Source organism: Pseudomonas sp. TWRC1-2 (genome assembly GCF_049896685.1).
Classification (GTDB): Bacteria; Pseudomonadota; Gammaproteobacteria; order Pseudomonadales; family Pseudomonadaceae; genus Aquipseudomonas.
Genome location: NZ_JAFCUU010000002.1, coordinates 79,222 through 99,396, shown reverse-complemented (window position 1 = coordinate 99,396; position 20,175 = coordinate 79,222). Strand labels below are relative to the sequence as shown.

Below are 20,175 nucleotides of genomic sequence, written 5' to 3'. Positions count from 1 at the left end.
GGAAGTGCCCTGGTTCTGTGCGTGGCGCAAGTGTAGCCCGATCAATTGTCACTGGCGCAACCGATGCCCTGTACCTGGTAGTCCAGCACATGTTCACGGCCCTGGTAGTCGAGGTAATCGAGGCGGGCCGGGACGATGCCGCACTGCCCGTAGGTGTCGGTGCTCGACAGCACTTTGTCGACGTCCAGGTGCACGAAGAAGCCGGTCTTGTCGTGGATCACGTTGGTGGCGGAAGGGGTGTCGGCAGCAAATGCGGAACCGGTGGCAAGCAGCGCGGCGAAGCCCAGGATAAACAGTTTCATGGTAGTAGTTCTCTTAAAGGGTCGGCTGCCGGGATTGGCAGTGAGTTCACAGTAACCAGGCGCCCCAAACAGCCAACCAACAGGATCATGACAAGTTCGTAATCAACGGATTCAAGGCTGGCGACCGGACGCTCCGAGGATCAGGTCGGTGATTTCCTTGGCGTGGGACACCAACGACAAGTGGCTCGAAGGCAGCTCGATGGTGGTGGCGTTCATGCGCTTGGCGAGGAAGCGTTCCAGGTCCGGGTTGATGGTCTGGTCATTGCTCGACACGGCGTACCAGGACGGCTTGGTGTGCCAGGCGGCATTCACGGTGCGACCACTGAACAGCGTCTTGGTAATCGGTTGTTGTACGGCGTACAGCTCCAGTGCCTTGGCGCGGGGCACGTCGGCGGCGAAGTACTTCAGGAAAGCGTCCTGGTTCAGGGTCAGGTAACCGTCGTGCTCTTCAACGCCGGCTCGCACCGGCATGCTCGGGTATTTGGCGGAGAGCGCGACGAAGTCTTCATTGGCGTCCGGTGCGCGGGCTGCCACATACACCAGAGAGCTGACCTTGGGGTTCGCGCCGGCGTCGCTGACCACGGTGCCGGCGTAGGAATGGCCGACCAGGACGGTAGGACCGTCCTGTTGATCAAGTACGCGGTTGGTGGCGGCGACGTCATCGGCCACCGAGGTCAGCGGGTTCTGTACGGCGGTGACATGCAGGCCGGCGGCCTGAAGACGGGTGATCACCTCGGACCAGCTCGAGCCGTCCGCCCAAGAGCCGTGCACCAGGACCACGTTGTTGGCTTTGATCGGTGCGACGGTGCCGGCCATGGCGGTACCGGTGCCCAGCATCAACAAGCTGGCGGCGATCAGGCAGAGTGTGCTTGCAGGTTTCATCGTGCGGCCCTTCATCAGTGTGCAGGTGTGTCACCCGGTGTGGGTGACTGACGACGCCACTGTATGAAGTGAGGGTGCTGACAAGACTTACAGCTTCATTACATGCTTGTAATGCAAAGGGGGAGGGCAGTGCTCTGCAACGTTTACAAGTGTTGACGTGATCCGTAGATTGCATCGGGGTCAGCATTTGTCAGCGATAAAAAGGAAACCTCGCAGTGTCTATTCAAGGTCCAGCCGCATTTACCCAACGCTACCGCGCCTTTTTATTCGATATGGATGGGACCTTGCTCAACTCTATCGCCGCCGCCGAACGGGTCTGGAGTATCTGGGCTGAACGCCACGGCCTGGAGGTGGCGGCTTTTCTGAGTACCATTCACGGCGCACGAGCCATTGATACGATCACCCGGCAGGCATTGCCAGGCGTGGACGCTGAAGTTGAAGCGCAATGGATAACCGAGGCCGAAATCAACGATGTCGAGGGTGTCGTCGCGATTCCAGGCGCTGTCGAGTTTCTGAACAGTTTGCCTGGCGGTCAGTGGGCGCTGGTCACGTCTGCCCCCAGGGCGTTGGCGTTGCGCCGCCTGCAAGCGGCGGGCATTGCGCCGCCGGCAGTGCTGGTGACGGCCGAGGATGTCGCCAGCGGCAAACCGGATCCGGCTTGTTATGTGCTGGGTGCGCAGCGTCTGGGCGTACCGGTGCAGGACTGCCTGGTGTTCGAGGATGCGACGGTGGGGATTCGCGCCGCGGAGGCGGCGGGGGCTGACGTGGTAGTCGTGACCTCGACGCACTTGCAGCCCATGGTCACGGTACATGCGTCGATTCAGGGGTATGAGCGCGTGCGCGTGCATCGTAATGATGACGGGTTGCTGAGTTTATCGATCGCCGTGGCTTGATACACGAAAGCCAAACCTGTTATCGCTCCTGATTTCATCAGCTGCCGGGTCGGTCTGACCTTACGCTATTTTCCGGTAGGGCCTGCAGTCGGCTGCTGCGAAGGCCCTGGCGGGACATCACCATTTCTCTGAGGATTTCGTTCGCCAGCCGGGCTATCGCTTCTGGGCCGCGATAGTGCGCGCGCACGATACCGGTGATTGCAAAGTGGTCGGTTTCAGGGCCGCTGAGAACAGCCGACAATGTGCCGTCAGCGTGCAGTGTGCAGGCGATTGTGTAACTGGGCAGGCGGGCCGCCAGCGCAGTTTCAATTTCGGATTTACTCAGGGTATCCATCTGTTTCAGCCCTTAATACTGACCGTGCAAGCCCAAGCATAGGTCTTGCTGCGACACTGTAAATGCCGGTGATCTGATAGCCCGCAAGGAGGCGTCATCGTGCAGTTTTGTGGTGCGTTCGTTGCGCGGCGCGTTGACACAACTTGCGCAGAATCGCCTTCTGAATAGGCTTGAGGCAGAACGCAAACAGGTAACCGCACAGAAACAGCGCCAGATCAGGCCAAGAGCTACCATGGGAGGCACTGCTACTTTCAATTTCGTATCTCAGGCCATAACCCAGCGTCACGAAGACCAGCCCTATCAGCAGGACGATCCACCAGGACTTGGAAACGAGGGGCTTGGGGGCGGCGTGCCTCATCGACGTGCTCCTGAATGCACTCGGACGGCAGAATAAGAGTCAGAAGATTCGGCTGTGGATTACGCAACAAGTTCAAGTCGTCAAGACAGTTTCATCTTGGGGCGAAGCGCAAGGCGCAAAACGTGCTGTTCACGCAAGAGACGCGAGCAGGCTTGAAGGGTCTTCGCCAGCCGTTACAGTGAACGAAAGGGCTGGCTACTGAGAGTGCGTCAAGGAGTCTGGTTTTTGTCCGGAGCCGTCAGGCCAGCCTGGATACGCTGGTAAATCTCCTCGCGATGCACGGCAACGTCCTTGGGTGCGTTGATGCCGATTCGTACTTGCTGGCCGCTGACGCCCAGAATGGTGATCGTGATGTCATCACCGATGTTTATGCTTTCACCGACTTTGCGGGTGAGTATAAGCATGGACTTCTCCTTGATTACTTTTAAGGACACATGTTTCAGACAGGGCAGATGTCGGATGTGTGTAGCTTACTGCTAAGCGCTTCCCTGTGACTGCCTCTTTTAGGACGCATAGAGGCGACATTAATTCCCATGGCGGCATCATACAGGTCTGCGATACATCATTCGCATTGTTTAAGCCAACGTTTATGACGGCCAGAATAGACAGTGAATGATAAAGTTGCCTCTTTATCCTCAAAGGAGCAGGGCAGTGCGTAAAGTAGCGATGGCAATTGCGGTGTTGGCATTGGCCGGTTGCGGTGAAGGCAAACCTGTCGAAGCGCCCAAGGCCAAGCCTGCCGTGACTGAAAGCCAGCCAGACACCGGCGCGATTGCCGCTCAGGAATGGGATGTGTGGGTCGGCCCGCCGGACCACAAGCTCCAGGCAATCACTGACTTGACTGCCTGGTTGCTGGAACATGGGTTTAATTTTTATATCGTGAAAACAGAAGGCAAGGACGATGTCCTGTTGGGGCCGTTCGCCAGTAAGGCCGAAGCCGAAGCCAAGCAGGCGCAACTGACCGAAAAACTGGCCCGCGCCAAGAAAAATGACACCGAGTCCCAGGTGATTGAACACAAGGCCGCACAGTAACCAACAGACCGGGCGGGAGCTCCTCCCGCCCTCAACCGCAGGCTTTCAGGTTAACCGGGCCGACAAACTCGTTGCCCCGCCCCATCACGCAGGCCACGGTCTGGTTGCGCTGGCGCTCCCAGGTTTGTACCGGGTAAGTCTTGTTCCAGGCTTCATACAGTTGGCGGTCCTGTTTCGACAGGCGCAAGCCATATTGTTTGCTCATGTAAAAGTAGGTCCGGGCAATCATTCCGCGAATAGACGGGCGCGGCATGACCTTTTTTGCCTTGAAGTCCACTTGGGTCAAACATGAGCCGTACTGTCCGGTTTGTACCGGCAGCCAACCAAAACTGAAGTTATTGCGATCACCATTGACCTCCCCGATGCTCGGCACCAGGTTGTGCAAGTCGGCCTCTGCACGCTTGAACACATCATCGCGGCGCGTACAGTTCTTGCGTCCACCGTTCTGCCAGCATTGACGCTGATGGCCGATCTGCCAGGCTGGAACGATATGCTCCCATTCGATGCGTGCGGCACGGTTGGCATTTTTGCGTGGAATATACCCGCAGGCTTTTAAATCCACCCGGTTGCCGGTGTATTTGCAGCCGCAGTAAAACTCTGTGGATTGTGGCGCATAGAGCTTCCAGGCAACTTTCTTGGCTTCGCTGAAGGTTCTAGGCGCCTGGGCGTTGGCGGTAATGGCAAAAAACAGACAAAACAAAGCAGTAAAGCGAACACTCATTGAATCAATCTTCCTTCGGCACAACCCAGAAAATCTGCACACCACCGTCGTCCCGATAAGCGAGGGTGACGTTGTCGTTCTCTGCAATTTCTTCCAGCAAGCGCGCCCATTCATCTTCGGGCTCTTCGGGTAAACGGAAGATCAAGGCTGCCTTGGCTTTCTGGGCATTGGTCGAATTGATAATTTTTTGCACGCGAACGGCCAAGCGTGCGTAAGCGTCAGGCGGGGTTGTGGTTGCGGAAGAGGACTTTGCCACGGAGCATTCCTTAGTTTGCTGTATGTGTATACAGTATTTAACTATAAGGAATTTCGCAACTGCTTAAAACTCAGGACTTGCGCGGGGAGTTATGGCGGGGAAGTTTCAAGGGAAGATAGAGGCGAGTAAACCCGCCTCCACAGTGTTATCAGAAATCAATATTCCCAGAACATCCGTTGCAACTCTTTGCTGTCTTGGGTCTTGGTCAACGCAACCATCGCCAGGATCCGCGCTTTCTGCGGGTTCAGGTCATGGGCAACCACCCAGTCGTACTTGTCGTCAGGCTGTTCGGCGTTACGCAGCACGAAACCGCCGGCGTTCACGTGGGACGAGCGAATGATCTGCACGCCTTGTTTGCGCAGTTCCTGCAGGGCAGGGACGACCTTGGAAGACACCGAACCATTGCCAGTGCCGGCATGGATGATGGCTTTGGCGCCAGCCTGAGCCAGGGCCTTGACGGCGGTGTCGCTCACATTGCCGTAGCCATAAGCGATTTCAACGTCCGGCAGGCTTTTGATGGTTTTGATATCGAATTCAGAATCCAGGGTGTGGCGCTTGGCCGGCAGGCGGAACCAGTAGGATTTGCCTTCAACCACCATGCCCAACGGGCCCCATGGGCTCTTGAACGCTTCGGTCTTGATATTGATCATCTTGCTGACGTCACGACCCGACTGGATCTCATCGTTCATGGTGACCAGCACGCCCTTGCCGCGTGCATCTTTGCTGCCGGCGACGGCGACGGCGTTGTACAGGTTGAGCATGCCGTCCGCCGACATGGCGGTGCCTGGACGCATCGAGCCGACCACCACGATTGGCTTGTCGGTTTTTTCCACCAGGTTCAGGAAGTAGGCGGTTTCTTCGAGGGTGTCGGTACCGTGCGTAATCACGATGCCGTCGACGTCCTTGCTGTCGGCCAGTTCGGCAACACGGCGACCCAGTTGCAGCAGGTTTTCATTGTTGATGCTTTCGGATGCAATTTGCATCACTTGCTCGCCGCGCACATTGGCAATCTGGCTAAGCTCAGGAACACCAGCGATCAATTGCTCGATGCCGACCTTGGCCGCCTGATAAGTGGCGCTGTTGGCAGCGCTGGCGCCAGCGCCGGCAATAGTGCCGCCGGTGGCAAGAATCACCACATTGGACAGTTTGGTCTTGGTCTCAACTTCCTTTGCCTGAGCGGCAACGGGGAACAGCAGCAGGAGGGCGAGTGCGCCCGGAACAAAAGACTTCAGTGCAGATTTCATTATTTTTCTCTCTGGTTTTTGATGAGTGCGGTCGCAGGTTCATCTAGAACACCCGGGCGGTTCTGAACGCCACGAGGTGCCAGGAAAGAGCAGGATTTGTACCAAGCTGATTGTGTTCGTGCTTATAAATTAAGGTGTTGATTTAAAACAATATTTACAGATATCCCAGAGGGCATGAAAAAGCACCCGTCCGGCTTTCCGAACGGGGAGGCAATATCGTGTTCGGTTGTCCGAAAGCCATCAGGGCATATAGACAAGTTTCGTATGACATGAGTGTCACAGGCTGTCGTTTTAGAGAACGGGCGGGCGAGGGCGATGTTTAGTCGCATCCACCGAATGGGGCGCAATGGCAGGTAGCAATGGGCTTGGATGAAAGGCGTTTTTCACCCGTTGACAAATCTCGACAAGGTTCTCATAGTTTGACTAACGCAAACGTTTGCGAGACGGTCTGCCGTGCAAGCGTTGCTCACAATAATCATAAGATCGGAGTGAACCCATGAAGCTGCCATTTGCTGGACGTCTTCTTGCTGTCGCTGTGCTTGCCGCTGCATCCGCTGCTCTGCCCCTTTCCTCTGCTTTTGCCGATGACGCCGCCGCCAAACCCAAGGTCGGCCTGGTGATGAAGTCCCTCGCCAACGAATTCTTCGTGACCATGCAGGACGGCGCCAAGAAGTATCAAAAAGACCACGCCGGTGATTTCGACATGATCACCAACGGGATCAAGAACGAAACCGATACCAGCGCGCAGATCGATATCGTCAACCAGATGATCCTCGCCAAAGTAAACGCCATCGTGATTGCTCCGGCTGATTCCAAGGCACTGGTCACCGTATTGAAGAAAGCTTCCGATGCGGGCATCAAGGTCGTCAACATCGACAACCGCCTTGATCCGGATGTATTGAAAAGCAAAAACCTCGATATTCCGTTCGTAGGCCCGGATAACCGTAAAGGCTCCAAGCTGGTCGGTGACTACCTGGCCAAGCAACTGGCCGCGGGTGACAAGGTCGGCATCATCGAAGGTGTCCCGACCACCACCAACGCGCAGCAGCGTACCGCAGGCTACAAGGACGCGATGGACGCAGCCGGCATGAAGATCGTCTCCACTCAGTCGGGCAACTGGGAAATCGACCAGGGTCAGAAAGTCGCCTCCGCCATGTTGAGCGAATACCCGGACCTCAAGGCACTGTTGGCGGGTAACGACAACATGGCCTTGGGCGCTGTCTCTGCCGTGCGCGCTGCGGGTAAAGCCGGCAAAGTGCTGGTCGTAGGCTACGACAACATCGAAGCCATCAAACCAATGCTGCAAGATGGCCGTGTGCTTGCGACCGCTGACCAGGCTGCCGCCCAGCAAGCCGTGTTCGGTATCCAGAACGCGCTCAAGCTGGTCAAGGGTGAGAAAGTCGATGCCAAAGACGGTGTGATCGAAACCCCGGTCGAACTCGTCCTCAAGAAGTAATCCTGGCAGTACCCAACAGCGCCCGCTCGTCCTGAGTGGGCGCCTGGAGATTTTCCTATGTCATCTTCCGCCCCGAACGCTGTCCTCTCGGTCAGCGGTATCGGCAAGACCTATGCCCAACCGGTTCTGTCCGACATCACCCTGACGCTCAATCGTGGGGAAGTGCTGGCGCTGACCGGTGAAAACGGCGCAGGTAAAAGTACGCTGTCGAAAATCATCGGCGGGCTGGTCACGCCGACCACCGGGCATATGCAGTTCAATGGTCAGGACTACCGTCCCGGCAGCCGCACCCAGGCTGAAGAGCTGGGCGTGCGCATGGTCATGCAGGAGCTCAACCTGCTGCCCACACTGACGGTGGCCGAAAACCTGTTTCTGGATAACCTGCCCAGCAAATGTGGCTGGATCAGCCGTAAGCAACTGCGCAAAGCCGCGATCGAAGCCATGGCCCAGGTCGGCCTGGATGCGATTGACCCCGACACGCTGGTCGGCACCTTGGGCATTGGCCATCAACAAATGGTTGAAATCGCCCGCAACCTGATCGGCGACTGCCACGTACTGATTCTCGACGAACCCACGGCGATGCTTACCGCGCGCGAAGTCGAAATGCTTTTTGAACAAATCACTCGCCTGCAGGCTCGGGGCGTGGCGATCATTTATATTTCACACCGGCTCGAAGAGCTGGCCCGTGTTGCCCAGCGTATTGCGGTATTGCGCGACGGCAAACTGGTCTGCGTCGAGCCGATGGCCAATTACAACAGTGAGCAACTGGTCACCCTGATGGTCGGTCGCGAGCTGGGTGAACAGATCGACCTGGGCCCGCGCACTATTGGCGGCCCCGCCTTGACCGTAAAAGGGCTGACCCGCTCGGACAAGGTGCGTGATGTGTCCTTTGAAGTGCGCGCCGGTGAGATCTATGGCATCTCCGGCCTGATCGGCGCCGGCCGCACCGAGCTGTTGCGCCTGATCTTCGGCGCGGACCTGGCGGACAGCGGCACTGTCGCCTTGGGTTCGCCGGCTCAGGTGGTGAGCATTCGTTCCCCGGTGGATGCGGTGGGCCATGGCATTGCCCTGATCACCGAAGACCGCAAGGGCGAAGGCCTGCTGTTGACCCAGTCGATCAGCGCCAACATTGCTTTGGGCAACATGCCGGAAATTTCCGGCGGCGGCGTGGTGAACAGCCGCGACGAAACCGCCTTGGCCAAGCGCCAGATCGACGCCATGCGCATCCGCAGCTCCAGTCCGGCGCAGTTGGTGTCCGAGCTGTCGGGCGGTAACCAGCAGAAAGTCGTGATCGGCCGTTGGCTGGAGCGCGATTGCGCGGTGATGCTGTTCGATGAGCCGACCCGAGGCATCGACGTCGGCGCCAAGTTCGACATTTATGCCTTGCTCGGCGAATTGACGCGCCAGGGCAAAGCGCTGGTGGTGGTGTCCAGCGACCTGCGTGAGCTGATGCTGATCTGTGACCGCATCGGTGTGCTGTCCGCCGGACGCCTGATCGAAACCTTCGAGCGCGACAGCTGGACCCAGGACGAATTGCTCGCCGCCGCTTTTGCCGGCTACCAAAAACGTGACGCGCTGCTCAACGATGCAGCGCTTAGGGATACCCCATGAAAACCACAACTTCCCCGGGTAAAACCGGCGGCAACTTCTACGGCCTGGGCACTTACCTGGGTCTGGCTGGCGCCTTGCTGGCGATGATCGCGCTGTTCTCAGTGTTGAGCGATCACTTCCTGTCCTATGACACCTTCAGCACCCTGGCCAACCAGATACCGGACTTGATGGTATTGGCGGTGGGCATGACGTTCATCCTGATTATCGGCGGCATCGACCTGTCGGTTGGCTCGGTGCTCGCATTGGCCGCGTCGGCGGTCAGTGTGGCGATTCTCGGCTGGGGCTGGAGCGTGCTGCCGGCAGCGCTGCTGGGCATGGGCTGTGCGGCAGTGGCAGGCACCATCACCGGCTCGATTACTGTGGCCTGGCGAATCCCCTCGTTTATTGTGTCCCTCGGCGTGCTGGAGATGGCGCGCGGCGTGGCGTACCAAATGACTGGCTCGCGTACCGCCTATATTGGTGATTCGTTTGCCTGGCTGTCGAACCCGATTGCCTTCGGAATTTCGCCGTCGTTCATCATTGCCTTGCTGGTGATCATTGCTGCTCAGTTGGTGTTGACGCGCACGGTGTTTGGTCGCTACCTGATCGGTATCGGCACCAACGAAGAGGCCGTGCGCCTGGCCGGTATCAATCCCAAGCCGTACAAAATCCTGGTGTTCAGCCTGATGGGGCTGTTGGCCGGTGTGGCGGCACTGTTCCAGATTTCGCGCCTGGAAGCGGCGGACCCGAATGCCGGCTCCGGCCTGGAGCTGCAGGTGATCGCCGCTGTGGTGATCGGCGGCACCAGCTTGATGGGCGGACGCGGTTCGGTTATCAGCACCTTTTTCGGCGTGTTGATCATTTCGGTACTGGCCGCTGGCCTGGCGCAGATCGGTGCTACGGAGCCCACCAAACGCATCATCACCGGTGCTGTGATCGTGATTGCCGTGGTCCTCGACACTTACCGCAGCCAGCGCGCCAGCCGGCGAGTCTGAACCATGGCGACGATCAAGGATGTGGCAGCGCTTGCGGGTATTTCCTACACCACCGTGTCCCATGTGGTGAACAAGACGCGGCCGGTGAGTGAGCCTGTACGGATCAAGGTCGAAGCGGCAATCAAGCAGCTCGATTATGTGCCCAGTGCGGTCGCGCGATCGCTCAAGGCCAAGACCACCGCCACCATCGGCCTGTTGGTGCCGAACAGCCTCAACCCGTATTTTGCCGAGTTGGCCCGCGGGATCGAGGATTACTGCGAGCGTAATGGCTATTGCGTGATCCTCTGCAACTCCGATGACAACGCTGAAAAACAGCGCAGCTACTTGCGCGTGTTGCTCGAAAAGCGCATCGACGGCTTGATCGTGACCTCGGTAGGGGGCGACGACAGTGGCCTTGCCGCTGGCTTGAGCGCGGTGCGCACGCCCATGGTGATCGTCGACCGTGCGCTGGATGGCATCGATGTCGATCTGGTGCGCATCGACCACGAGGAGGGCGCCTACCTGGCGACCCGGCACTTGCTTGAACTCGGTCACCGCGACATCGCCTGCATTGGTGGCCCCGGCCACACCCGCGTGGCGCAAATGCGTCTGGCGGGGTATCACCGGGCGCTGCGTGAGGCGGGCGTGCAAGTGGCGGACAATCGCACTCAAGAGAGCGACTTCACCAGCACCGGCGGGTATGCCGCAGCCGTGCAGTTGCTGTCGGACAATCCACCGAGCGCGATCTTTGCCAGTAACGATATGATCGGTTTCGGCGTGTTGCGCGCTGCGGCAGAGCGCAATATTCGCGTGCCCGGCGAATTGTCGGTGATTGGTTTCGATGATATTCAAATGGGCCGTTACGTGTACCCGGCGCTGACCACGGTCGGGCAGTCGATCGTGCAACTGGGCGAAACGGCGGCCGAGCTTTTGCTGCGAAGAATTGCAACCCCCCAACTGCCGATCGATCAACGTATCGTGACGCCGAGTATTGTTTTGCGTGAGTCGACGGCGCCGGTCGCCGGTGTGTTCGCCCAATACCGCTGAACCGAATTGATGAGTACTGATGTATGCCAGCAAAAGTAGTGGTAATAGGCAGCTTGAACATGGACCTGGTCACCCGCGCCAGTCGGTTGCCGCGTGCCGGTGAAACCCTGATCGGCCAAACGTTCTCTACCGTCTCCGGCGGCAAGGGCGCCAACCAGGCAGTGGCTGCTGCGCGTCTGGGCGCTGATGTGGCGATGGTCGGCTGTGTCGGCACTGATGCCTACGGCGCCCAATTGCGTGATGCGCTGGTGGTGGAGGGCATTGATTGTCAGGCCGTGAGCACGGTAGACGGCTCCAGCGGCGTGGCGTTGATTGTGGTGGATGACAGCAGCCAGAACGCAATTGTGATCGTGGCCGGCGGCAACGGTGCGCTGACGCCAGCCTCGTTGCAACGGGCTGACGCAGTGTTGCAGGGCGCCGACGTCATCGTCTGCCAGCTGGAATCGCCGATGGACACGGTAGGCCAGGCCCTCAAGCGCGGACGTGAACTGGGCAAGACGGTGATCCTCAATCCGGCACCCGCCAGCGGCCCTTTGCCGGCCGAATGGTATGCCTCGATTGACTACCTGATTCCCAATGAAAGTGAAGCCGCCGCCTTGAGCGGCGTGACGGTCGACTCTCTCGACAGTGCCAAGGTCGCTGCGACGCAGTTGATCAAGGCAGGCGCGGGCAAGGTCATTATCACCCTCGGTGCCCAGGGCGCATTGTTTGCCGATGGCCAAGGCTTTGAGCATCTGGTGGCGCCCAAGGTCAAGGCTGTGGACACCACGGCGGCGGGCGACACCTTTGTCGGCGGGTTTGCCGCCGCGCTCGCCAATGGCAAGAGCGAAGCCGAGGCCATCCGCTTTGGTCAGGTGGCCGCAGCGCTATCTGTGACTCGCGCCGGTGCGCAACCCTCTATTCCCACGCTGCACGACGTTCAAGGTTTTGTGCCCTCATGAAAAAGACACCGCTGCTCAATATTGCCCTGTCGCGTGTCATTGCGTCTCTCGGTCACGGTGACGTCCTGGTGATCGGCGATGCCGGCTTGCCCGTGCCGCCGGGTGTCGAGCTGATCGACCTGGCGCTGACCCAAGGTATTCCTGACTTCATCAGCACCCTGCGCATTGTGCTCAGCGAGATGCAGGTGGAAAGCCACGTGCTGGCCGAAGAAATCCTGCTCAAGCAACCGCCTGCACTCACTGCGCTCAACACCCTGACCGAGCAGGCAGCCCTGGGCGAGCGACGCCTGGTCAGCCACGAAGAATTCAAGCAACTGAGCCGCAAGGCTCGCGCCGTCGTGCGCACCGGCGAGTGCCAGCCTTATTGCAATATCGCGCTGGTGTCCGGCGTAACTTTCTAGAGATTTCCTACGACAAGGAGTGTTTCATGCAACGTGGTCTTCCATCCCTGAAAAACCTGTTTCGGAGTGTCCTGCTTTTGTCCGCGCTCACAGCAGCCAGCGCCCACGCGGCGGAAAAAATCGACCTGATCATCGACACCGACCCGGGTGCTGACGATGTAGTGGCCTTGCTGTTTGCAATGGCCTCTCCACAGGAATTGAATATCCGTGCGCTGACCACCGTCGCCGGTAACGTGCGCCTCGACAAAACCTCCCGCAATGCGCGCCTGGCCCGCGAATGGGCAGGGCGCGAGGATATTCCGGTGTACGCAGGGGCGCCAAAACCGATGCTGCGCACGCCGATCTACGCCGAGAATATTCACGGTAAAGAGGGTATTTCGGGCGTTACCGTGCACGAGCCGAAAAAAGGCCTGGCCGAAGGCAATGCCGTTGATTACCTGATCAAAACCCTGAGCACCGCCAAGCCCCACAGCATCACCATCGCCATGCTCGGCCCACAGACCAACCTGGCGCTGGCGTTGACCCAGGCTCCGGAAATCACCCAAGGCATCAAGGAAGTGGTGGTGATGGGCGGTGCGCACTTCAACGGCGGCAATATCACGCCAGTGGCCGAATTCAACTTGTTTGCCGACCCTATCGCGGCTGAGGTCGTGCTCAAAAGCGGCGTCAAGTTGACTTACCTGCCACTGGACGTCACCCACAAGGTGTTGACCAGTGAGGCGCGCCTCAAGCAAATCGCCGATATCAACAACAACGCGAGCAAGGTCGTCGGCGATATTCTGAATGAATACGTCAAAGGCGACATGGAGCACTACGGCATTCCAGGCGGCCCGGTTCACGATGCCACCGTTATTGCCTACCTGCTCAAACCTGAGCTGTTCAGCGGCCGTGAAGTCAATGTGGTGGTGGACAGCCGTGAAGGCCCGACCTTCGGTCAGACCATCGTCGATTGGTACGATGGCCTGAAGCAGCCGAAGAATGCCTTCTGGGTCGAGAACGGCGATGCTCAGGGCTTCTTCGATCTGCTGACCGAGCGTCTGGCGCGTCTGAAGTAATGTGTGTGCCGGTCGGCGTTCGTCGGCCGGTTCTTATTCGCGCTCGGGGTTGTGTGCGCCCATGTGATCGGCCGGGTATTTTTCGAATACCTGGCCGATGAAGGCTTGTGCAGCCTGAGTGCCGAGTTCCTTGACCAGCAGGTCGATTCCGATGATTGCCAACTCCTCCGGGCTTCCGGGGCTGTAGGAGCTTTGTCCTTGGGGCCACTTGGCTTTGATGTCGGCTTGGAGGGTAACAGTGGTCATGGGTGTCTCGCGGAGTTGGAAGTACTGGGCAGTGCGCTAAAACGCGGCTTTTACCGGCGCAGTTAACCATTTTTGGGTAGCGTTTGGCACTGCTACTTAGGCATGAGGCATGTGCTGTGCGACACTGTGGCCCTGTTTAATTGCCGGGGAACGCCAGGTGCAGATCGATTTGAACAACCCCGAGAACCTGACGCTGGAGGCTGTTCGTCAGTTGCTGGCCAGCGCCAGCGATGACCAGCATACCCAGCTGCGGGTGACCAAGGCCGGGATTGCCTACATCTCGTCAGGCGTGGTTGGCGGCACTGATATCGCCGGCTTGCTGTTTCGCCTTGAGACCTGGGCCAAAGGCTCCGGTTATGTCGGTAACGTAGCGGCCAGTGATGAAGTCTGGGTCATGCAGATATTCAACGCGCTCAAGCAGAACTGGCCGAAGCCGCCGTTCGACTACATCGACATCTACTGAATACATTCATATCTGGTGACGATTGACCGAGCGAATGCTCGGCCTGAGTCAGGCAGACTTGCCTGCGGGCGATTCACGTCTTGAAACCAATCCCCCAGATCGCTGTCGCACGATCTCTGTCCATTTTTATCATAGGAGGCTTCATGCCTTGGAAGCTCGCATCATTCGGTACTTTGTTGGCAGCATTCGCGTTGGCGGGTTGCAGCACCCCGGGTACCTCTGAGCCAGCCAAAGACGCCGCCGTGGCCGATGCCGGTCATAGCCGCTGTGAGGCGAAGGCCGCCGAGTTCGCGATCGGCCAGAAAGCCTCGCCCCAGTTGCTGGAGCAGGCGCGTACACGTGCCGGTGCGCAGAACGCACGTATCCTCAAGCCTAATGACATGATCACCCTGGAATACCGCTCCGACCGCCTGAACCTGAACACCGATGACAATCTGGTGATCACGCGAGTCAACTGCGGCTAAGAACCTCGGCTACTTTTGTAGCGCCCATAAAAAACCCCGTCGCATGGACGGGGTTTTTTTAGCTCAGCGGAGAATTACTCGCCGCGAACCTGTGCAGCTTGCATACCCTTTTGGCCTTTCTCAGCCACGAAGGAAACGGTTTGGCCTTCTTTCAGGCTTTTGAAACCGTCGCTTTCGATAGCTTTGAAGTGTACGAACAGGTCGTCACCGCCACCTTGAGGAGTGATGAAGCCGAAGCCTTTTTCATCGTTGAACCATTTAACGGTGCCGGTTTGGCGATTAGACATGGTGTATCTCCAAGAAACATATATTTTCAGTAGTGCTGTGCTGCTCAGGCCAACTGGGCACACTTGGCTATCATAGTCGAAATGTTCGACTTGGGAGCCCCCCCAAGGCATTGTTTGCTAATCAATAGCATTGCATTTGCTGCCTGGGCTGGCTGAAAGCCCCGATTTACGGGGCTTTGGTGCGAAATATCAGCTGTTAAAAAAAGCTGTAAAAGCTGCGTAATTTGTGCGAAATGGCAGTTTTCAGGCTGTTTTTTCAGCGCGACGGCCGTCTGATCAGTGGTCGTTCTGATTATTTCTTCACGACTTTGCAGGACGAAATAGCCGCGACAGCTTTGTTCTTAAGCGCCGGATCTGCGTTCTGGTTGGTCATGAGCTCCTTGATCTCTGCGGTGCTCAATTCGGCGTTGATCTTGTCAGCGCCACATTCGCAATGGTCTTTGGCAGTTTTGGCGTCCACGCTTTGCTGGGCTGCCGAGCTGCAATCTTTGATGAAGTTGTCGCGAGCGCCGGTTGGCCAGTTCGATGGGGCGGCTGCCTGGGCGCCGAGCGACAGGAAGGCCAGGGAGGCAGCGAGAGCGAGGGTCGAGGTGAAACGCATCATGTGGATGCTCCTTTGGGTCGAGGACGAACAGCGATTCTCGGTGTGTTTGAGGCATGGCGTACAGCTCAAGTTCACTTTTGCACCTATAAAGCCTCGAATTTGTCTTTCAGAAAGGCGGCGCCAGCACGATGACCGTTCATCTGTGCTAGCATCCTCGGCCTGGCTATTTCCAGGCGTGCCAAATTGCCGCCTTGCCATGTTCTTTTTAGCTCACTCCAGTCACTCTGGTTCGATTATCGGTTGGCCGAAAGGCTCCTGCCGCTGTAAGGCAGGCGTTCATCATTGAACGGCCTGGTGTTGGATCTTGTACTGGCTCATCCCAACCCACGTGACCTTTGGTAGGGGTCACCACTAGGAGAGGAGGCGCCATGCCAACTATTACTCTTCCCGACGGCAGTCAACGTTCATTCGATCATTCGGTATCCGTAGCCGAGGTCGCCGCTTCTATCGGTGCAGGCCTGGCCAAGGCCACCGTAGCCGGCAAAGTCGACGGCAAGCTGGTTGACGCCAGCGACCTGATCACCAGCGACGCCAGCCTGCAAATCATCACGCCCAAGGATCAAGAGGGGCTGGAGATCATTCGCCACTCTTGCGCGCACCTGATTGGCCATGCGGTCAAACAGCTGTACCCCACCGCAAAAATGGTGATCGGTCCGGTTATCGATGAAGGCTTCTATTACGATATCGCCTACGAGCGTCCTTTCACTCCGGACGACCTGGCCGCTATCGAAGCGCGCATGCACGCGCTGATCGAAAAAGATTACGACGTAATCAAGAAGGTCACGCCGCGCGCCGAGGTGATCGACGTGTTCACCGCGCGTGGCGAAGACTACAAGCTGCGTCTGGTGGAAGACATGCCGGACGAGCAGGCGATGGGCCTGTACTACCACGAAGAATACGTCGACATGTGCCGTGGCCCGCACGTGCCGAATACGCGCTTCCTCAAGTCGTTCAAGCTGACCAAGCTGTCCGGCGCTTACTGGCGCGGCGATGCAAAGAACGAGCAACTGCAGCGTATCTACGGCACTGCCTGGGCTGACAAAAAGCAGCTGGCGGCCTACATCCAGCGCATTGAAGAAGCCGAAAAACGCGACCACCGCAAGATTGGCAAGCGCCTGAACCTGTTCCACCTTCAGGAAGAAGCGCCTGGGATGGTGTTCTGGCACCCGAACGGCTGGACCCTGTACCAGGTGCTTGAGCAGTACATGCGCAAGGTTCAGCGCGAAAACGGCTACCTGGAGATCAAGACTCCGCAGGTCGTTGACCGCAGCCTGTGGGAAAAGTCCGGGCACTGGGCCAACTACGCCGACAACATGTTCACCACTCAGTCGGAAAACCGCGACTACGCCATCAAGCCGATGAACTGCCCATGCCACGTGCAGGTGTTCAACCAGGGCCTGAAAAGCTACCGCGAGTTGCCGATGCGTCTGGCCGAGTTTGGTGCCTGCCACCGTAACGAGCCATCGGGTGCGCTGCACGGCATCATGCGCGTGCGCGGCTTTACTCAGGACGATGCACACATCTTCTGCACCGAAGAGCAGATGCAGGCTGAATCCGCCGCGTTCATCAAGCTGACCATGGACGTTTATCGCGATTTCGGCTTCACCGAAGTCGAAATGAAGCTGTCCACTCGTCCGGAAAAACGCGTCGGCTCCGACGAACTGTGGGATCGCGCCGAAGCTGCACTGGCCGCAGCCCTAGACAGCGCGGGCCTTGCGTACGATCTGCAGCCGGGTGAGGGCGCCTTCTACGGCCCGAAAATCGAGTTCTCGCTGAAAGATTGTCTTGGTCGTGTCTGGCAATGTGGTACTTTGCAGCTCGATTTTAACCTGCCGATCCGTTTGGGAGCCGAATACGTCTCCGAAGACAACAGCCGGAAACACCCGGTTATGTTGCACCGAGCGATCCTTGGCTCGTTCGAACGGTTTGTCGGAATCCTGATCGAGCACTACGAGGGTGCGTTCCCTGCGTGGCTTGCTCCGACCCAGGCAGTGATCATGAATATCACTGATAAACAGGCAGATTTTGCGGCTGAAGTTGAAAAAACTCTCAACGAAAGCGGATTTCGTGCCAAGTCCGACTTGAGAAATGAAAAGATCGGCTTTAAAATCCGCGAGCATACTTTGCTCAAGGTTCCCTATCTTTTGGTTATCGGAGATCGGGAAGTCGAGATGCAGACTGTCGCTGTGCGTACTCGTGAAGGTGCTGACCTGGGCTCGATGCCCGTCGCCCAGTTCGCTGAGTTCCTCGCGCAAGCGGTTTCCCGGCGTGGTCGCCCAGATTCGGAGTAATTATTATTAAGCGTGAAATGAGACAAGATAAACGAGCTGCACCGAAAGCCCCGATCAACGAGAATATCTCGGCACGCGAGGTTCGGTTAATTGGCGCTGACGGCGAGCAGATTGGCATCGTCTCGATTGATGAAGCGCTTCGTATTGCTGAAGAGTCCAAATTGGACCTGGTGGAAATCTCCGCCGATGCAATCCCACCCGTTTGCCGGGTGATGGACTACGGCAAGTCGATCTTCGAGAAGAAGAAGCAGGTTGCCGCAGCGAAGAAGAACCAGAAGCAGATTCAAGTAAAAGAAATCAAGTTTCGTCCAGGGACGGAGGAAGGGGATTACCAGGTAAAACTGCGCAACCTGGTACGTTTCCTGAGTGATGGGGACAGGGCCAAGGTATCCTTGCGATTCCGCGGCCGTGAGATGGCCCACCAGGAGCTGGGGATGGAACTCCTCAAGCGGGTTGAAGCTGACCTGCTGGAGTATGGTTCCGTCGAGCAGCATCCTAAGATGGAAGGACGCCAGCTGATTATGGTCATCGCCCCGAAAAAGAAGAAGTAATCAACAGGGCACGGCAGGCCTTCTGATTATGTTTATCAACTGAATGCGGAGTATCCGAACATGCCAAAGATGAAGACTAAAAGTGGTGCTGCTAAGCGGTTTCTGAAAACTGCTAACGGTATCAAGCACAAGCACGCTTTCAAGAGCCACATCCTGACCAAAATGTCGACCAAGCGTAAGCGTCAACTGCGCGGTAGCAGCTTGCTGCATCCGTCTGACGTGGCAAAAGTCGAGCGCATGCTGCGCCTTCGTTAATTTTTGGATCAAGACTAGAGGAAGTAACTCATGGCTCGTGTAAAGCGTGGCGTCATTGCCCGTAAACGTCACAAAAAAATTCTGAAACTCGCTAAAGGCTACTACGGCGCGCGCTCACGCGTATTCCGTGTTGCCAAGCAAGCGGTAATCAAGGCAGGCCAATACGCCTACCGTGACCGTCGTCAGAAAAAACGTCAGTTCCGCGCTCTGTGGATCGCTCGTATCAATGCTGGTGCTCGTGTTAACGGTCTGTCCTACAGCCGTTTCATCGCTGGCCTGAAAAAAGCGTCCATCGAAATCGACCGTAAGGTTCTGGCTGAACTGGCCGTGAACGATAAAGCGGTGTTTGCTGCGATTGTCGAGAAAGCTAAAGCCACCTTGGCTTAAGTACCCCCGACAGTCACCCTGGGCTGCTCCTGCAGCTCAAGGTGGTAAACGTCATAAATAGGGGAAGAGCCTTCAAGCTCTTCCCCTATTTTGTATCTGGAGTCTGTACATGGAAAACCTGGACGCGCTCGTCGCTCAAGCCCTTGAGGCTGTGCAAAGCGCTGAAGATGTAAATGCCCTGGAGCAAATCCGGGTTCACTACCTTGGCAAGAAAGGTGAATTGACTCAGGTGATGAAGACCCTGGGGAATTTGCCGGCTGAAGAGCGTCCGCAAGTCGGTGCGCTGATCAACGTTGCCAAGGAGCGTGTCACAGAGGTTCTCAATGCGCGCAAGGCGTCGCTCGAGGAGGCCGATCTTGCGGCCAAACTCGCCGCCGAGTCCATTGATGTGACCCTGCCTGGCCGTGGCCAGGCCTCGGGCGGTCTGCATCCGATCACCCGGACTCTGGAACGTATCGAGCAGTTCTTTACCCACATCGGCTACGGCATTGCCGAAGGCCCTGAGGTCGAAGACGACTATCACAACTTCGAGGCGCTCAACATCCCAGGCCATCACCCGGCCCGGTCGATGCACGACACCTTCTATTTCAACGCGAACATGCTGTTGCGCACCCATACCTCGCCGGTACAGGTCCGCACCATGGAAGCGACCAAGCCGCCGATCCGCATCGTCTGCCCAGGCCGTGTGTACCGTAGCGACTCGGATATCACCCACTCGCCGATGTTCCACCAGGTCGAAGGCCTGCTGGTTGATCGCGACATCAATTTCGCCGACCTCAAAGGCACCATCGAAGAATTCCTGCGGGTGTTCTTCGAGAAAGAGCTGGCGGTTCGATTCCGTCCTTCGTTCTTCCCGTTCACCGAGCCGTCCGCTGAAGTCGACATGGAATGCGTGATGTGCAGCGGCAAAGGCTGCCGCGTCTGCAAGCAGACCGGTTGGCTGGAAGTGATGGGCTGCGGCATGGTTCACCCTAACGTGCTGCGCATGTCCGGGATCGACCCGGAAGAGTTCTCGGGCTTTGCCTTCGGCATGGGCGTTGAGCGCCTGGCCATGCTGCGTTACGGCGTGAACGACTTGCGTCTGTTCTTCGACAACGACTTGCGGTTCCTCGCGCAATTTCGCTAGTCGTAACGAATCTTT

At 57.7% G+C, this 20,175-nt stretch carries 27 protein-coding genes; 16 read left to right on the top strand and 11 right to left on the bottom strand.

The window, feature by feature from the left end; genetic code table 11:
- Positions 1 to 41: 41 nt before the first annotated feature.
- Both ACP7B3_RS04830 and ACP7B3_RS04825 read right to left on the bottom strand, forming a co-directional pair.
- Positions 42 to 302, bottom strand: coding sequence for a DUF2790 domain-containing protein (locus ACP7B3_RS04830; protein WP_426178210.1), 261 nt, complete (start codon positions 300 to 302; stop codon positions 42 to 44).
- Positions 303 to 413: 111 nt separating this feature from the next.
- Positions 414 to 1,184 (bottom strand): alpha/beta fold hydrolase, encoded by a 771-nt coding sequence (locus ACP7B3_RS04825; RefSeq protein WP_426178208.1) that lies wholly within the window; start codon positions 1,182 to 1,184, stop codon positions 414 to 416.
- Positions 1,185 to 1,399: 215 nt separating this feature from the next.
- Here ACP7B3_RS04825 and ACP7B3_RS04820 point away from each other — a divergent pair, with 215 nt between their 5' ends.
- Positions 1,400 to 2,077, top strand: coding sequence for an HAD-IA family hydrolase (locus tag ACP7B3_RS04820; RefSeq protein WP_426178206.1), 678 nt, complete (start codon positions 1,400 to 1,402; stop codon positions 2,075 to 2,077).
- Between the two features lie 37 nt (positions 2,078 to 2,114).
- Here ACP7B3_RS04820 and ACP7B3_RS04815 read toward each other — a convergent pair whose 3' ends face one another.
- The 3 genes from ACP7B3_RS04815 to csrA all read right to left on the bottom strand — a co-directional run bounded on the left by ACP7B3_RS04815 (position 2,115) and on the right by csrA (position 3,173).
- On the bottom strand, positions 2,115 to 2,411 hold the full coding sequence (locus ACP7B3_RS04815) for a hypothetical protein (protein WP_369301013.1): 297 nt from the start codon (positions 2,409 to 2,411) through the stop codon (positions 2,115 to 2,117).
- A gap of 94 nt (positions 2,412 to 2,505) precedes the next feature.
- Entirely contained in the window at positions 2,506 to 2,769 is a 264-nt protein-coding gene (locus ACP7B3_RS04810; RefSeq protein ID WP_145165837.1) for a hypothetical protein, read from the bottom strand.
- 209 nt (positions 2,770 to 2,978) lie between these two features.
- Entirely contained in the window at positions 2,979 to 3,173 is a 195-nt protein-coding gene (gene csrA, locus ACP7B3_RS04805) for a carbon storage regulator CsrA (protein ID WP_003192511.1), read from the bottom strand.
- A gap of 262 nt (positions 3,174 to 3,435) precedes the next feature.
- Here csrA and ACP7B3_RS04800 point away from each other — a divergent pair, with 262 nt between their 5' ends.
- The gene (locus tag ACP7B3_RS04800; RefSeq protein WP_262210394.1) at positions 3,436 to 3,801 is read left to right on the top strand and encodes an SPOR domain-containing protein; all 366 of its coding nucleotides are present in this window, start codon (positions 3,436 to 3,438) and stop codon (positions 3,799 to 3,801) included.
- 31 nt (positions 3,802 to 3,832) lie between these two features.
- Here the strand turns inward: ACP7B3_RS04800 and ACP7B3_RS04795 are convergent, their stop codons facing one another.
- From ACP7B3_RS04795 to ACP7B3_RS04785, 3 genes are all read right to left on the bottom strand, one after another.
- Entirely contained in the window at positions 3,833 to 4,522 is a 690-nt protein-coding gene (locus ACP7B3_RS04795; protein ID WP_124418031.1) for an endonuclease, read from the bottom strand.
- A 4-nt stretch (positions 4,523 to 4,526) separates the two neighbouring features.
- Positions 4,527 to 4,778, bottom strand: a complete 252-nt coding sequence (locus ACP7B3_RS04790; protein WP_369301012.1) for a DUF1654 domain-containing protein — start codon at positions 4,776 to 4,778, stop codon at positions 4,527 to 4,529.
- Positions 4,779 to 4,933: 155 nt separating this feature from the next.
- Positions 4,934 to 6,022 carry an asparaginase gene (locus tag ACP7B3_RS04785; RefSeq protein WP_106580526.1) on the bottom strand — a complete coding sequence of 363 codons (1,089 nt, stop codon included), beginning with the start codon at positions 6,020 to 6,022 and terminating at the stop codon, positions 4,934 to 4,936.
- 496 nt (positions 6,023 to 6,518) lie between these two features.
- Between ACP7B3_RS04785 and ACP7B3_RS04780 the strand changes: the two genes are divergently transcribed.
- The 7 genes from ACP7B3_RS04780 to ACP7B3_RS04750 are packed head-to-tail and all read left to right on the top strand — an operon-like array spanning position 6,519 to position 13,486.
- Positions 6,519 to 7,478: a sugar ABC transporter substrate-binding protein gene (locus ACP7B3_RS04780; RefSeq protein WP_145165840.1), complete on the top strand. Its 960-nt coding sequence runs from the start codon at positions 6,519 to 6,521 to the stop codon at positions 7,476 to 7,478.
- A gap of 57 nt (positions 7,479 to 7,535) precedes the next feature.
- Entirely contained in the window at positions 7,536 to 9,089 is a 1,554-nt protein-coding gene (locus ACP7B3_RS04775; protein WP_145165841.1) for a sugar ABC transporter ATP-binding protein, read from the top strand.
- The gene (locus tag ACP7B3_RS04770) at positions 9,086 to 10,063 is read left to right on the top strand and encodes an ABC transporter permease (protein WP_145165842.1); all 978 of its coding nucleotides are present in this window, start codon (positions 9,086 to 9,088) and stop codon (positions 10,061 to 10,063) included. The genes ACP7B3_RS04775 and ACP7B3_RS04770 overlap by 4 nt, the downstream gene beginning before the upstream one ends.
- A gap of 3 nt (positions 10,064 to 10,066) precedes the next feature.
- A complete protein-coding gene (locus ACP7B3_RS04765; protein ID WP_426178201.1) occupies positions 10,067 to 11,089 on the top strand; it encodes a LacI family DNA-binding transcriptional regulator in 1,023 nt (340 codons plus the stop codon).
- Between the two features lie 23 nt (positions 11,090 to 11,112).
- Complete coding sequence (gene rbsK / locus ACP7B3_RS04760) at positions 11,113 to 12,030, top strand: ribokinase (protein WP_426178199.1); 918 nt, start codon at positions 11,113 to 11,115, stop codon at positions 12,028 to 12,030.
- Positions 12,027 to 12,431 carry a D-ribose pyranase gene (gene rbsD / locus ACP7B3_RS04755; RefSeq protein ID WP_145165845.1) on the top strand — a complete coding sequence of 135 codons (405 nt, stop codon included), beginning with the start codon at positions 12,027 to 12,029 and terminating at the stop codon, positions 12,429 to 12,431. The genes rbsK and rbsD overlap by 4 nt, the downstream gene beginning before the upstream one ends.
- Positions 12,432 to 12,457: 26 nt before the next feature.
- Positions 12,458 to 13,486, top strand: a complete 1,029-nt coding sequence (locus ACP7B3_RS04750) for a nucleoside hydrolase (RefSeq protein ID WP_106580533.1) — start codon at positions 12,458 to 12,460, stop codon at positions 13,484 to 13,486.
- Between the two features lie 33 nt (positions 13,487 to 13,519).
- Here ACP7B3_RS04750 and ACP7B3_RS04745 read toward each other — a convergent pair whose 3' ends face one another.
- Complete coding sequence (locus tag ACP7B3_RS04745) at positions 13,520 to 13,732, bottom strand: hypothetical protein (protein ID WP_032886978.1); 213 nt, start codon at positions 13,730 to 13,732, stop codon at positions 13,520 to 13,522.
- Between the two features lie 157 nt (positions 13,733 to 13,889).
- Here ACP7B3_RS04745 and ACP7B3_RS04740 point away from each other — a divergent pair, with 157 nt between their 5' ends.
- Together ACP7B3_RS04740 and ACP7B3_RS04735 are read left to right on the top strand one after the other, a co-directional pair.
- Positions 13,890 to 14,195 carry a hypothetical protein gene (locus tag ACP7B3_RS04740; protein ID WP_145165847.1) on the top strand — a complete coding sequence of 102 codons (306 nt, stop codon included), beginning with the start codon at positions 13,890 to 13,892 and terminating at the stop codon, positions 14,193 to 14,195.
- 143 nt (positions 14,196 to 14,338) lie between these two features.
- Entirely contained in the window at positions 14,339 to 14,659 is a 321-nt protein-coding gene (locus ACP7B3_RS04735; RefSeq protein WP_106580536.1) for an I78 family peptidase inhibitor, read from the top strand.
- Between the two features lie 74 nt (positions 14,660 to 14,733).
- Here ACP7B3_RS04735 and ACP7B3_RS04730 read toward each other — a convergent pair whose 3' ends face one another.
- The gene (locus tag ACP7B3_RS04730; protein WP_003234260.1) at positions 14,734 to 14,946 is read right to left on the bottom strand and encodes a cold-shock protein; all 213 of its coding nucleotides are present in this window, start codon (positions 14,944 to 14,946) and stop codon (positions 14,734 to 14,736) included.
- Positions 14,947 to 15,238: 292 nt separating this feature from the next.
- Complete coding sequence (locus ACP7B3_RS04725; protein WP_106580537.1) at positions 15,239 to 15,550, bottom strand: hypothetical protein; 312 nt, start codon at positions 15,548 to 15,550, stop codon at positions 15,239 to 15,241.
- A 368-nt stretch (positions 15,551 to 15,918) separates the two neighbouring features.
- Between ACP7B3_RS04725 and thrS the strand changes: the two genes are divergently transcribed.
- The 5 genes from thrS to pheS all read left to right on the top strand — a co-directional run bounded on the left by thrS (position 15,919) and on the right by pheS (position 20,160).
- Complete coding sequence (gene thrS, locus ACP7B3_RS04720; RefSeq protein WP_119742672.1) at positions 15,919 to 17,841, top strand: threonine--tRNA ligase; 1,923 nt, start codon at positions 15,919 to 15,921, stop codon at positions 17,839 to 17,841.
- Positions 17,841 to 18,392 carry a translation initiation factor IF-3 gene (gene infC / locus ACP7B3_RS04715; protein ID WP_015884933.1) on the top strand — a complete coding sequence of 184 codons (552 nt, stop codon included), beginning with the start codon at positions 17,841 to 17,843 and terminating at the stop codon, positions 18,390 to 18,392. Before thrS ends, infC begins: the two co-directional genes overlap by 1 nt.
- 60 nt (positions 18,393 to 18,452) lie before the next feature.
- Positions 18,453 to 18,647 carry a 50S ribosomal protein L35 gene (gene rpmI, locus ACP7B3_RS04710; RefSeq protein ID WP_002553160.1) on the top strand — a complete coding sequence of 65 codons (195 nt, stop codon included), beginning with the start codon at positions 18,453 to 18,455 and terminating at the stop codon, positions 18,645 to 18,647.
- A 30-nt stretch (positions 18,648 to 18,677) separates the two neighbouring features.
- On the top strand, positions 18,678 to 19,034 hold the full coding sequence (gene rplT / locus ACP7B3_RS04705; RefSeq protein WP_053257052.1) for a 50S ribosomal protein L20: 357 nt from the start codon (positions 18,678 to 18,680) through the stop codon (positions 19,032 to 19,034).
- A gap of 109 nt (positions 19,035 to 19,143) precedes the next feature.
- Positions 19,144 to 20,160, top strand: a complete 1,017-nt coding sequence (gene pheS / locus ACP7B3_RS04700) for a phenylalanine--tRNA ligase subunit alpha (protein WP_057721572.1) — start codon at positions 19,144 to 19,146, stop codon at positions 20,158 to 20,160.
- Positions 20,161 to 20,175 lie beyond the last annotated feature (15 nt).

Bases quoted from the DNA above. Each gene is read 5' to 3' on its own strand.
- ACP7B3_RS04830 (WP_426178210.1), bottom strand. From the start codon at position 302: ATGAAACTGTTTATCCTGGGCTTCGCCGCGCTGCTTGCCACCGGTTCC.
- ACP7B3_RS04825 (WP_426178208.1), bottom strand. From the start codon at position 1,184: ATGAAACCTGCAAGCACACTCTGCCTGATCGCCGCCAGCTTGTTGATG.
- ACP7B3_RS04815 (WP_369301013.1), bottom strand. From the start codon at position 2,411: ATGGATACCCTGAGTAAATCCGAAATTGAAACTGCGCTGGCGGCCCGC.
- ACP7B3_RS04810 (WP_145165837.1), bottom strand. From the start codon at position 2,769: ATGAGGCACGCCGCCCCCAAGCCCCTCGTTTCCAAGTCCTGGTGGATC.
- csrA (WP_003192511.1), bottom strand. From the start codon at position 3,173: ATGCTTATACTCACCCGCAAAGTCGGTGAAAGCATAAACATCGGTGAT.
- ACP7B3_RS04800 (WP_262210394.1), top strand. From the start codon at position 3,436: ATGGCAATTGCGGTGTTGGCATTGGCCGGTTGCGGTGAAGGCAAACCT.
- ACP7B3_RS04795 (WP_124418031.1), bottom strand. From the start codon at position 4,522: ATGAGTGTTCGCTTTACTGCTTTGTTTTGTCTGTTTTTTGCCATTACC.
- ACP7B3_RS04785 (WP_106580526.1), bottom strand. From the start codon at position 6,022: ATGAAATCTGCACTGAAGTCTTTTGTTCCGGGCGCACTCGCCCTCCTG.
- ACP7B3_RS04780 (WP_145165840.1), top strand. From the start codon at position 6,519: ATGAAGCTGCCATTTGCTGGACGTCTTCTTGCTGTCGCTGTGCTTGCC.
- ACP7B3_RS04775 (WP_145165841.1), top strand. From the start codon at position 7,536: ATGTCATCTTCCGCCCCGAACGCTGTCCTCTCGGTCAGCGGTATCGGC.
- ACP7B3_RS04770 (WP_145165842.1), top strand. From the start codon at position 9,086: ATGAAAACCACAACTTCCCCGGGTAAAACCGGCGGCAACTTCTACGGC.
- ACP7B3_RS04765 (WP_426178201.1), top strand. From the start codon at position 10,067: ATGGCGACGATCAAGGATGTGGCAGCGCTTGCGGGTATTTCCTACACC.
- rbsK (WP_426178199.1), top strand. From the start codon at position 11,113: ATGCCAGCAAAAGTAGTGGTAATAGGCAGCTTGAACATGGACCTGGTC.
- rbsD (WP_145165845.1), top strand. From the start codon at position 12,027: ATGAAAAAGACACCGCTGCTCAATATTGCCCTGTCGCGTGTCATTGCG.
- ACP7B3_RS04750 (WP_106580533.1), top strand. From the start codon at position 12,458: ATGCAACGTGGTCTTCCATCCCTGAAAAACCTGTTTCGGAGTGTCCTG.
- ACP7B3_RS04745 (WP_032886978.1), bottom strand. From the start codon at position 13,732: ATGACCACTGTTACCCTCCAAGCCGACATCAAAGCCAAGTGGCCCCAA.
- ACP7B3_RS04735 (WP_106580536.1), top strand. From the start codon at position 14,339: ATGCCTTGGAAGCTCGCATCATTCGGTACTTTGTTGGCAGCATTCGCG.
- ACP7B3_RS04730 (WP_003234260.1), bottom strand. From the start codon at position 14,946: ATGTCTAATCGCCAAACCGGCACCGTTAAATGGTTCAACGATGAAAAA.
- ACP7B3_RS04725 (WP_106580537.1), bottom strand. From the start codon at position 15,550: ATGATGCGTTTCACCTCGACCCTCGCTCTCGCTGCCTCCCTGGCCTTC.
- thrS (WP_119742672.1), top strand. From the start codon at position 15,919: ATGCCAACTATTACTCTTCCCGACGGCAGTCAACGTTCATTCGATCAT.
- rpmI (WP_002553160.1), top strand. From the start codon at position 18,453: ATGCCAAAGATGAAGACTAAAAGTGGTGCTGCTAAGCGGTTTCTGAAA.
- rplT (WP_053257052.1), top strand. From the start codon at position 18,678: ATGGCTCGTGTAAAGCGTGGCGTCATTGCCCGTAAACGTCACAAAAAA.
- pheS (WP_057721572.1), top strand. From the start codon at position 19,144: ATGGAAAACCTGGACGCGCTCGTCGCTCAAGCCCTTGAGGCTGTGCAA.